The sequence below is a fragment of the Acinetobacter sp. YH12070 genome, assembly GCF_013419625.1.
GTDB lineage: Bacteria > Pseudomonadota > Gammaproteobacteria > Pseudomonadales > Moraxellaceae > Acinetobacter > Acinetobacter amyesii.
Genome location: NZ_VOZT01000076.1, coordinates 1 through 12,068, shown reverse-complemented (window position 1 = coordinate 12,068; position 12,068 = coordinate 1). Strand labels below are relative to the sequence as shown.

Below are 12,068 nucleotides of genomic sequence, written 5' to 3'. Positions count from 1 at the left end.
CCGGGTGCCGAATGGCGCCTTAGCAGAGGCTTGAGCCGTGTGCTGGGAAACTCGCATGCACGGTTCTTAGGGGGTTGGACGTAGGTAACTGCGTCTGACTACCCGACAATCAGATGCGTCCCTGGGCGTTGGGGCGCAAGAACTGGCTGTTTGCAGGTTCGCTGCGCAGTGGTCAGCGAGCGGCAAACATCATGACGTTAATCCAGTCAGCAAAGCTGAATGGGCTGGATCCGTATGCCTATTTAAGTGATGTGCTGAAAAGGTTACCGACACATAAAGTGACCCAAATTGAAGAATTGCTGCCGCACTGCTGGAAACCTAAATCGAATTAAAAAATAGGTATGGGATTCAGCGGACGCTTACTAATGATATTGGTATATTGAGTTATTTAGGTAGTCGCGGTGTACTTCATGGTGTATAGAAAGTTAGTTTTTCGAGCTAATAAAGCCATTTTGACAAAATTTAAGAAGTATTTTAGAAAACTAGATAGTTACACAGAATTTAGGGTAGTCTCAAAATGAAAGTTATAACTAATGGTTCTTTAACATCTTCTAATTCCTTTGGTGAAAAATAAGATTCCATTTTATGCTTAACTCTCAACTTTTTTTCGCTAAATCATTTATTTTACGAAGGTTAGACTTTCAATATTAAACTTACAATTCTTGTAATACAGCCATTCCAATAGGCTTAAGAAGTTGAGAGTGGCATTTCTTGCATAGAATTATTTTGTATTAAATAAAATAACTAAAGGTTTGGCTCGTGAAGATCTCAATAAGAAAACTGTATGTAATTAGCTTAAGTGCATTAATTACTGTGGCTTGTTCCAGTCAAAGTGAATCAGAAGGGATGCTAATTATAAATAACAAAACCTCCGAAGATATAACTAAGGTTAATTTAACTTATAAAACCACTAATAAATCAGAAAATATAGGTAATTTATCTCCTAATCAATCATTTAAGTATCCTATAAAATATTCTGACACCGAAGACTCTATAGTAATTACATATACTGATAGTAATAATACAGTGCATAAGGATGTAGCTGTTCCTTATTTCGGTAAATATGATAAGAAAAATTATAGTTATAATATCAAGTAGTTTAAGTATTATTAATATTTAGAGTGTACGGCATTGACGGTATAGGTTAAATTGACACTACAAGACAGCACTTTAACCAATTTCAACAGCAACATCCCCAAATATATTTAATATAAATTAAGCATGAGATATAAAAATGCACGCCTTTGATATTATCATACCCCAATATACAGGTATCGCTGAAGATGATGATAGCCACGACCATGATGTATTTTGTTATTTAGGAAATTTAGAAGGCAACGGACAAATATTACCCCGTAACCATCATTTAGCTGTTAGCCAAAATGATATTACTCGCGTGACTGTGGTGTGTCCTGAAATGGATGCCCTTGACCGTAAAAATATGAACAGCTATGCCCAAGAAATGCACAATAAAATCGAACAGTTAGCAGGTAAACCCATTCAAACCTTGTATATCGGAGAAGACCATGACTATCCTCTTCCCCGTTATGCCGTACCAACGCAATCTGAATTTTACATGTTGCGTTGGGGCTGGAGTTCGCCTTTACTAGATGGAGTAACCTTACAAGGCATTCCTCTATATAAAATCCCATATACCCAACCTGATCACCCTTGTTATGATAATGTGTGGTCATGGTATCGTCAGGCTGAAGCGTTATATCGTTTGTGGCTTGGTTCTCAACCAGTAAGTGAAGCCTTTGCCTTAGAGCAAATGCAAAATCCCAATTCTGAGCATAGCAAAATAGGTCGAGAATTGTGCCGTATCATTGAACAAAGCACAGGTGTACCCACCTATTATTTTCTAATGAATTACCGTGATTGGACACAGGCAGAAGATATGGAACAAAAATGTCCACTGACAGGGCAGGATTGGCTATTGCCTGCCAATACCTATCACTATATTGATTTTAAATGCGATGAGAGTCGTTTGGTGAGTGAGTTGAGTCAAAATTGGTCGGATGAAAGCGAGGACTGACCGAATGAAAAATTATTTGTGGTAAGCTCATAAAGCCTATCAAGCATAGAGATAAAAATAACACCCAAACTATCTGTAACCAACCGTGAATCGTCTCGATATTTTCGGAGAGTGTCGGTCTTGCAGGAAATCTGTGATCAACGCATAACTCAATCCCAAGCTGCTCAGCTACTTCATATTTCAGAACGTCAGATCAGACGCTTACAGTAGAATGAGAAATTAACCGATAATATAGACTATCCAATATTTAGACAGACATCTCTTTTATCGATACAATTTACTGAATATGAATAAGTGCCAATATCGAAAAACCAACTCATATATAAATCAGCTAGATACTACACATCTTAAAACTTAATAAAACATTAAAAATCAAAATTTTATTTTATTCACGAATATACTCATACAACTAAATTAATTCTATCCTTCCCCTAGGGTCTTCAATTCCATAGGAAAGGCCTGAATTTTTTATTTCAGGCCTTTCCTATTTATTTCACTAATTTCATCAAACTACCAAAACTATCAATCACAGAATATTGCACTGCATCACCTAATGGTTGATTTTCTTGATTTAAAGTAGCGAAGAACTTTTTAGCACTTTCAATTTTACGTTTCTCTTTTTCCCGTAGGTCACTGTCCAGCATTGAGCCTTTAGTTTCTGCAACGAAATAGATTTGGCGTACTTTATCCTTATTGAAAGCAATCGCCCAGTCAGGGTTATAGCTACCGAAAGGCGTTGGTATCTGAAAGCTATCGGGAAGTTTAGCGTAGACGACCACCTCATCTGCACCATCCAGCTCCTCAACAAATTTACGCTCATTATCAGAATCAGTGACGACATAATCCCAAATATGACGCTCTGCTTTATACGCTTGTAATGGAATATTCTCATTACTCACAAAGATTTCATTGTCAGGATAAGTACTATCTAAAGGATTATATTTCAGTCCTTGAATGACCATTTTTGCTTGCTGTTCGTTTATGATACGACTCATTTCACGAATGAAAGCTTCTGGATTCAACTTAAACTGTGCAAATACCGCAGCGTTAATTCCCTGTAAGATACGGGCAACCGTTTTACGAGTGAGATTTGTATCATCAGCAATATTCCCAATCAGGTCATAGGTCACTTGAGACTGAATAGAAATATTCGCCACTTCAGTTTGTGAAGTCACCTTCCCAAACATTTCTTTGGCTTTGACTTGCTCATAAGTTGATTCATCATTCTGAGTCGCTTCAGCAAGTTTATAACTTAGCGTTTCTACAAACTTATTGTTACGCTCGACAGCAGTACGCTCAACAGCACTAATGCTCTGCTCAATGAGTTTTTCAGAATCTAAATGAATTTGATAAACTGCTTTACGGTTAATACGAGACCATAAAGCCTGGAATTCTTTACGTTCTAAATTGGTTTGATTGATGTTATTGGTCAGCTTCTTATTGCCATCGTCTGCAATGCCTTCCAGAGCTTTAGGATCAAACAGCCCATCAATCAGCTTGTGAATTTGCTCAGTATATCCAACCAAGTTTTCAGGCAATTCAGCCAGCGTGCCTTGCTCTTTCGCTTCGTGATACTTTGGCGTTAACTGATCATTGTCATCAATATAATCGTGCTTAGACAGATGCTTATTAATCTGCTTTGCCATCAATTCAGTGACTTCAACACTAGACCCATCGGATAACTTAAAGATTTTCCCTTTAAAGTAATCAGGGGTAGCTTGTGTCGGGCGATTCTGAATCGTATTCAGAATTTCTGATTGTAGATTCGACACAAACTCTTTGTAACTTTCATTGGTCACAACTGTGAGATTATTCAGTTTATGAATTTCTCCTAATGCCCCTTGGAAATGGTTGGCATCCATACGTTCGCCAAATTTATTCACTGCAAGGCGCATACCACGGCCAACTTCTTGGCGACGAGAAATTACATTATCTGAATGCTTTAAAGTACAGATCACAAACACGTTCGGGTTATCCCAACCTTCTCGTAATGCCGAGTGAGAGAAAATAAAACGTGTTGGCTCTTCAAAAGACAGTAAGCGTTCTTTGTCTTTTAAAATCAGGTCATAAGCATCTGTATCATTAGAGATTTGAGCTTCTTCAGCTTTCTTGTCAATTGCTGGATTGGCAAGACGTTTTGATCTCTTATCAATTGAGAAGTAACCATTGTGGGTAAGGTCTACCTTAATTGCTTTCAGATAGTCAAAATATGGGTCATTTTCTAAGTTTAGATCCAGAACTTCATTGAGTACCTGTTGATACTGTTCTTTGAAGATTTGAACGTATTCACCATCTACAGGATTATTATCCTCATCATATTGACGATATTTTGCCACTTCATCAATGAAGAAAAGACTCAGGACTTTAATACCCTGATTGTATAACTGACGCTCTTTTTGAATGTGTGCACGAATCGTTTCACGGATCTGAATGGTACGCATGATCTTTTCATCAACATGCCCCAATGCTTCACCAACATGAATTTTGGTGCCATTTAAGAAAGTCAACGAGTTATCTCGTGCATCAATGTCTGAGACGACATAACGGTCATTGTATTGTTCTGCTTTATTGGAAATATCGTAAAGGTTATCGCCTTTACTAACCTTCCTTACCTCACGCTTGAAACCATTCTTGGTTTCAATCTCAATTTCCAAACGAGCGACAGGTGCAGATTTAGATACAATGATGTCTTGTAAGTATAAATACCCATGTGTACCTGTTAAGCCTTGTACTTCCACACCTTTTACAGTGATTTTTTTCACAAGTTTTTGGTTATAGGCATCCAAAGCATCCAATCTATACACAAGGTTATAGTTTCGCTTATGTGTCGCGGAATAGCGCAGAATAAACAATGGGTTGAAGTTAGATAAAGACTCTAGGGTTTTATCCGCGCCCATCTTTTGCGGTTCATCTAAGATCAAAATTGGACGGTTACGACTAATCACATCAATGGGACGACGCGATTGGAATTCATCTAGTTCATCATAAATACGACGGTTATCTTTACCTGTCGCATTAAACGCTTGAACGTTAATCACCATGACGTTGATCCCACCATTCGAGCTAAAGCTTTCCAAATGGTGTAATGCTTTGGAGTCGTAGATAAAGAAACGGGCCTTTTTGCCATATTGCTCTTGAAAGTGATCAGCCATCATATTTAGGCTTTTGTAAACGCCCTCACGAATGGCAATGCTTGGTACGACAATAATAAACTTCGACCAGCCATACTGCTTATGCAGTTCAAACATAGTACGGATATAACAATAGGTCTTACCTGTACCTGTTTCCATTTCAATATCAAGGTTTAATTGGCTTTTGGTCAGGTTTTTGCCTTTGCCATTATCATCCGTGATGAGTTGAGATGATCTTTGTAATCCACTTGCTGCTTGTACGTCCTGAATGTTTTTCAGTACAGCTTGTAGATCAAAAACATGGGCATTCTCAAAACCAACATCGGCAATCACTTTTTTAGCCTTACCACCTTGTAAATCCAAGGTTTCTTCAAGCATATCAACCTGTGCAGTTACTTTTTTTGCTTTGGCTGCACCTTGGTCAATCATATAACGATGACCTTCAGAACGTGGTTGTCCTTTAAAGCAATCCACAATCGCTTGTACTGAGTCTTTCTGATACCCAAGGGTTTTAAAACGGATTTCCATTATCTAACCCTCTTAAAGAAACTTGACTTCGGTATCAGGAGAGAGCTGTTTAAAGCGTTCTTTGATATTGGTTTTATCATGGTCCAGATGAATGGCTTTTTCTGCTGATACGAAGCGTAAAGGATGATCTTTAGCAACTTCATCCACCACATCAAAGTTCAATTCATCAAAACACGCTACAAGACTATTGCCTGCCACATAAAATACTTCTTTTCCTGCAACAGTTTTACGTTCAATCGGCAATGAAAGCTCAAGCCCCCAATCCAACATGACGTGGAATAACAGATCTTCAGATGTACGGTCTTCTTTAATATTTGAAGCTAAATCCAGCATATCAGCTTGTTTTAAAGCGTCAGGTGTGTAATACACATCCTTCATATTTGTGGAGTCTATTTTTAGAGATCGGAAACCAATATCTAAATTTTCAATACCTTGTTTGGTGGTATTATCTTCTAGGATTTTTTTACCTGCACGACGGATACGCTCTTTAGATATATCAGCTATAGTTTTATAACCTGCTTTATATGCTTCTGATTTTTCATCTGTATTTTCTGGTAATTGCACCATAATAAATTTACGATTGCCTGCATCTTCAGCATTAAGCTGTATAACTGCATGAGCTGTAGTAGATGATCCCGCAAAAAAATCCAAAATAATATCGTTCTTATTCAACCCAATTGAGATGATTTTTTTGATAAATTCAGGTGACTTAGGGAAATCCATAATATTTTTATCAAATAACTCTTTAATAGCACGCTTACCATAATCATTATTTAGTTCAGCATCAGTCCAAATAGATTTTGGTAAAGTTGTTGCCATTTCACCGTCAGATTTTATGAGATAGTCTTTTCTATAAATACGCCACTCATTACCTGTTTTTTCAGCACATAGAAGATCATTTTCTTTTATTATTTTATCTTTACCCCAGGTCCAACATGTTTTAACTCCTTCTGGAGTATCTGGATAGACAATATCAGTAAAAATTTCATTTTGAATGGAGGATACTTTTTTAGTGAGCGGATCAACAAACAATGGAAAATATAAGTTAGGACGTGTTATAGGATTAAAAGCTTGATTTCGATTCCTCAAACCTAACAATCTATATTTTCCTTTTTGTGGGTCATTAAGATTATATTCATCGACCATACGCCCTTCTTTAGGGAGACCATTCAATGTATTTAAATTATCTGAGTTTTTCGCAATTATTATCAAGGACTCATGAGTTGTTGCAATAAATTTATCTAAATTTCTTCCTCGTGGATTCAATTGTACTGCTATTGTGCCGATATAATTTTTTTCACCATAAATTTCATTACAGATTTTAATCAAATTATGTTGCTCATTATTATCGATACTAATGAATAAGACTCCTTCATCACTTAATAAATTTCTAGCTAATTTTAATCGGCTATACATCATACTTAACCAATCTGAATGGAAACGCCCATTACTTTCCGTATTCGCTATTAAACGATTACCTTCTTCATCCACTTGATTTGATTTTTCAAAAAATGCTTCAGTACTTTCAGCAAAATCATCTTCATAAATAAAATCATTACCCGTGTTGTATGGTTATATTTACTTAAAAAAATATTTAAACACCTAAGACATTGTTTAAAATGAAAATAAAAATTATAAATTTACAATTAATTTATTTTTCGTAAATTTAACTATAAATACCGCAAAAAATCGTTCATAAATTTACACTTTAAGCCGTCGAAGATAAATTAAAAAAATTAATGTGGGTGAAATAATAAAATTATTTCTTATTCCAACTGAACCACCTGTTCCTTATGAGCCAACAGAGATTAAAATAATAAATAGAGCCTATGAATAGATACCACCTTAATTATTAGTTAGAAGATACTTAAAGTTTTCATAAATTTGAGCAGCAGCTTCATTTGAATTACTCCTCCATAAGTCCGCAAGTTCATTAATAACTGGTTGAACCTGACCTGGCAATAAAGGAGTACCTGTTTTCACAATGAATGGACCATCGGTTTCCGTAAGGATCAGATTTTTTGGTATATGCTGAACTAACTGTCGTCCTTTTTCTGTTTTTAACATTCGCTCATTTATTGAAAACCAACATCCAGCTTTCAAAGCCTCTCTTAACTCAGAAAGATTGCCTGTAAACCAATGGAGCACTGGTATACCGTTATCAAAATTTTCATTTAAGAGTTCTATAACAGGTTTTATTGCTCTAAGACTGTGTATTGTTAAAATTTTAGCTGATCCGCTATTAGTTTTTTTTAATATATGTGAAAAAACCTTTTTTTGTATTTCCGCATGTTTTCGGAAGTTGGGTGAACCATCTAGTCCGATTTCACCAATGTATCTAGTTTGATCAACTAATGAATCAAATAGCCCAAGTTCGTCATAACGTTCATGAGCTATTTGAGGATGTAAACCCAATGCTGTTTTGATTCTTGAACCATGACGAGTTAATTTATCTGTCCCAAACCACGCTTTAGGTGTTGTTGTTACAGATAATATATAACTTTTAGAATCTCCACATGCTTTCGCTACTGCATGTGGATCATCATATAAATCTAAATGGCAATGGAAATCAATGTAAGGGTAAATCAAATATTAACACCTAAAGATTGTGACTTTAAATAGTCTTCGACTTCTTTAAATCCTCGAACCACTGTATCTAAAATTTGATTTCTGATATGTAAATCAGTAGGCAATGCTCCTGACTTAGAGATCCAAATATTAGGGTTTCTTGCCTTTTTCAATTTTCTAATAGCTAGAATCATTGACATAAGATCATCACGATTATCTGGATCTTTTATTACTAAATCCAAGTGTTTATAAACGTAATCTACTGTTTGATCAGGTATAGCTGCTGAATTGAACGAGGCTCTTCTTATTATACATGGAACACACTTGCCGCACTGAATTCCTGTTCTTTTCCACTTACCACAAGACACCGTATCTTTGGCAATCTGCTTCAAAACTATCTTATTTGAACAGTTTTGCATCATCTCACCTTTAGTCATAAACTGGTAAGGATTTTCTAAAAACACTGGTAAATGAACTCGCTTAAACAATTCGTTTAAGAGGTTCATATAATGAGGATGAGTTGTTCTAGTGCTCAAAGAACCAATTCGGCGAGGAGTAAGAGGTGGATTAATAGAGATCAAACCATTTTCTGGCACATATAAGGTCGTTACTTTACCTGCTTGATGATGTTGGCTGATTGCGGTACTGATTAATGCGCCGAAAGCTATAAAATTAAAACTTCTTGTCCTCATTTGTACGTCAGTTGGAATATCACCAGCCTTTCTTGGATATGCAATAACTTGAAATTTCGAATTTTTCAAACCCAATAAATTATATAGATTATCTTGTTTAGATTTATCTCTAGCATAAGCATGACTGATTAACACAGGGTTAATATTTTTCGAGGTTAAATCAATAATGCCAATAGCACTATCTAATCCACCTGAAAAAAGACATGCAGAGTCATGCCCAGCTAGAGGTATTTTACGACCACGTTTGATCTTATCTGGCCAAACAAAACTTCCTGTCCTAAATTGAAAATGCCACAAGTCTCCACTCAAAAAGTGCATAATTTCTTTCAATAATTCAATTTGTGGAAGCCATAGATTTGGATTGATAAGTGGAATTGAAAGCTTAAATTCTCGACACCATCCATCTTCAGCTTGTTTGTTTCTCTCAACAAATGTATCAGCTGCAGTAATGGCCATAGCTATAGTCAAAAAATCTAATGCAGTTTCATCTAAATCCTCTTTGATCCTTTTTATTTCATTCAATAAAGGGCGACCAATACTTGCATATTGACCATTTTGTGCTGGGGAACCATATAGATGAACAGGAATCAAACTATCTGATAAAGGAGGTAACTGAGTGTTATCTGTATCAAAATAGAGCTCAATCATTTAAGTTATCCTCCCATTCACTCCAAATATCTTGGATCGCATTTTTTTGTATTGTTTCAATATCTTGTTTGTTAAGTGTATTGATGTTTTCTAAATGTATTCCAAAATTCAAATCAACTGATGTTTTAATTAATTCCAATAGGCTTGATTCAATCATTTCTACTTTTTCTGGTGTATCAGCTTTATCTAATGCTGTTTTCGAATCTAGAATAATTTGTTCAAAAATACATTGGGTGAGATAATTAATCATCATATCTACAATAATATCATCGGTAATTTTTGAAAAATCGAAAGTCGAGAATCCATCTAAAGCCTCTGCTAGAGCTTCATTCATTGCAGCTCTAATACGCTCTGAGTCTCCGTTAATATCGATAATAGAATCAATGATTTGATCAATTACGACATCTACAGGTTGCCCTTGTAAATCAGAAAGATTTAGAAACTTAGTATCTGAACCTGATTGCAAAGACTTTAAGGTATCAAATAAACTACCGCCGGCTCCCACCATAGAGCTAAATCGTCTAGCTCCATTAGATTTACCACCAGTAGCACTCTTTGCATAATGACCAAGAGCTTTTTTTAGACTATTTGTATTTCCCCCGCTAGCTGAAGCGGCTTGTCCTAAGGCAGCTCGAAATCCTCTGAAACGTTGTTCTAATTGATTGTTACCTGGACCTTGACCATCATTATCAGCCCATGAAGGCACTAATGGTGATTTACTACCTGGCCCTTTACTTGAGGTAGATGTTCCCATAATTTATATCCCCCTTAATTTTTTGGAAACCATTTTTCTTTACTTATCAATAGGCTAAACCATGGAGTTTTTTCCACCATGACCGTGTTCATGAAATGTATAAACTGAGGTCTAGTATCTTCTAGTTCTCTAGCTAATAAAAATGCGCCTATGAAGCCATTTGGTTTTGCCCCCCAATGAGTATGTTTATTTAATTCATCTAATATTAGATTCATAACTAATGACTCTTCACCTACAGGAATATTCCCAATAGCTTGAATTGCTGCTTTGGAAGAAGAATTCGTAACTTTCAATAAAGTTTTTAATGCAGCTTCACCATCACTAGATAAGCCTTTTGTTATAGTTCTTAAAGGTACAGTCTCTTTGCTCAAATATACTAAAGGTCTAAGGTTTACACCTTTTAGCTTTGGTTCTAGGCTAAACCAACTAAATAAGAAATCATGATGTTCTTCCCATTCCTTCGGTAACTTACTTTTAAATGTATCTATATCATTTGTTAATTCTTCTAATTCTTCTAATATTTTAGGTTTACCATCTGATGAACTGTTAATTGTATTGTATAAAAGAGAGACACTTTTTGAATTACAACATCTTTCGAATAAAGCCATTTTGGTGATTAACCCAATATCGTTAGGCATTTTTCTAGCGCTAGCAATCATTTGACGCATACTAATGACATTAAGCATTCTTTTTACAATTCGTGGATTACCCTCAATGTATTTATTCTCAGCTAGAAGATGTGCTATACGATCAGAGACATAAAAGTTGTTAGAGAGATTAAGTGTATCAACTGCCTGTTCATCTAATAAGGCAAGGGCATCTTTAACCTTAATTGGATCATCTTTCCAAGAAAGCCTCAGATTTGATTCCAATCCATTTCGAAGATTTTCTAGTTTAGCTGTTTCTGTTGCATAGTTTTCATGGATAGATGCATACAATAAGAATAAATAAGCTCGCACTTCTCTTGTACTAATACGAGGTACTTTTACAGGAAACTGAATAAGTTTATCTAGATAGTCGGTTATATGTCTTTCATCTATCCCATTAAAATGATCTTTGACAGCAAATCTCACCATTTCTTCGTCAGCAGCTATAACAAAAGCTGTATTCTTCATGAATAGAAATAGTCTTAAAGATTCAAGAGTCTCAATTGTCTGCTTTGGAAGACATCGATCTAAATTGTCAACAAAAACAATAACTTTTTTGTTTAAAGATGCCAATAAATCTTCAAATTCATTTTTTAAAGCTGTAATCTCTTTTGGTGCTGAACTTTTTTCCTCATTAAGAATATCTTTTAAGCTTTCTTTTCCTTTATTAATAGCTTCAGTGACGTGTTGTGCATCTTCATCCCCAGCACTGCCATTGATTCCATTGCCAATAGAATCAATGGCTTTTGAGAGTAGACCAAATGTAGGAACGCCAAAAGCAAGAGCTGTGCCCTCAGCAGCCCAACCTAAAGCTCGCAATTTATTAATTCTTTTTCCAATACTTAAGGCTTTTTCATATAATTTTTCATCTTGTTTAACTAATTTAGAAATTTCAGTATTGATGACCTCTAATAGTGAAGCCCTAGCATCATCAAAACAGAGATGGATCCGTAAATTTGAACAACTCCTATAAGTGATATTCTGCTCCTCAAATGATGTTATAAACATCAATATATGGAGTATTTTATGGCACGTAGACCAAGAAGAAATCATTCAAATGATTTT

General features: G+C 35.6%; 7 protein-coding genes and 2 pseudogenes. 3 read left to right on the top strand and 6 right to left on the bottom strand.

The window, feature by feature from the left end:
• Positions 1-104 precede the first annotated feature (104 nt).
• The 3 genes and pseudogenes from FTU17_RS15680 to FTU17_RS15670 all read left to right on the top strand — a co-directional run.
• Positions 105-332 (top strand): annotated as a pseudogene (locus tag FTU17_RS15680) (transposase domain-containing protein); the annotation flags it as partial.
• A gap of 427 nt (positions 333-759) precedes the next feature.
• The gene (locus FTU17_RS15675) at positions 760-1,098 is read left to right on the top strand and encodes a hypothetical protein (RefSeq protein ID WP_114237945.1); all 339 of its coding nucleotides are present in this window, start codon (positions 760-762) and stop codon (positions 1,096-1,098) included.
• Between the two features lie 136 nt (positions 1,099-1,234).
• Positions 1,235-2,035 carry a DUF2310 family Zn-ribbon-containing protein gene (locus tag FTU17_RS15670; protein ID WP_114237944.1) on the top strand — a complete coding sequence of 267 codons (801 nt, stop codon included), beginning with the start codon at positions 1,235-1,237 and terminating at the stop codon, positions 2,033-2,035.
• Between the two features lie 488 nt (positions 2,036-2,523).
• Here the strand turns inward: FTU17_RS15670 and FTU17_RS15665 are convergent, their stop codons facing one another.
• From FTU17_RS15665 to FTU17_RS15640, 6 genes and pseudogenes are all read right to left on the bottom strand, one after another.
• On the bottom strand, positions 2,524-5,694 hold the full coding sequence (locus FTU17_RS15665; protein ID WP_180135977.1) for a type III restriction-modification system endonuclease: 3,171 nt from the start codon (positions 5,692-5,694) through the stop codon (positions 2,524-2,526).
• 12 nt (positions 5,695-5,706) lie between these two features.
• Positions 5,707-7,266 (bottom strand): annotated as a pseudogene (locus tag FTU17_RS17620) (site-specific DNA-methyltransferase); the annotation flags it as partial.
• 273 nt (positions 7,267-7,539) lie between these two features.
• On the bottom strand, positions 7,540-8,283 hold the full coding sequence (gene qatD, locus FTU17_RS15655) for a Qat anti-phage system TatD family nuclease QatD (RefSeq protein WP_004739688.1): 744 nt from the start codon (positions 8,281-8,283) through the stop codon (positions 7,540-7,542).
• Positions 8,280-9,602, bottom strand: a complete 1,323-nt coding sequence (gene qatC / locus FTU17_RS15650) for a Qat anti-phage system QueC-like protein QatC (protein ID WP_129716980.1) — start codon at positions 9,600-9,602, stop codon at positions 8,280-8,282. The genes qatD and qatC overlap by 4 nt, the downstream gene beginning before the upstream one ends.
• Complete coding sequence (locus FTU17_RS15645) at positions 9,595-10,356, bottom strand: hypothetical protein (RefSeq protein WP_129716982.1); 762 nt, start codon at positions 10,354-10,356, stop codon at positions 9,595-9,597. The genes qatC and FTU17_RS15645 overlap by 8 nt, the downstream gene beginning before the upstream one ends.
• Positions 10,357-10,370: 14 nt before the next feature.
• On the bottom strand, positions 10,371-12,011 hold the full coding sequence (locus FTU17_RS15640; RefSeq protein WP_257227414.1) for a P-loop NTPase fold protein: 1,641 nt from the start codon (positions 12,009-12,011) through the stop codon (positions 10,371-10,373).
• Between the last annotated feature and the right edge of the window lie 57 nt (positions 12,012-12,068).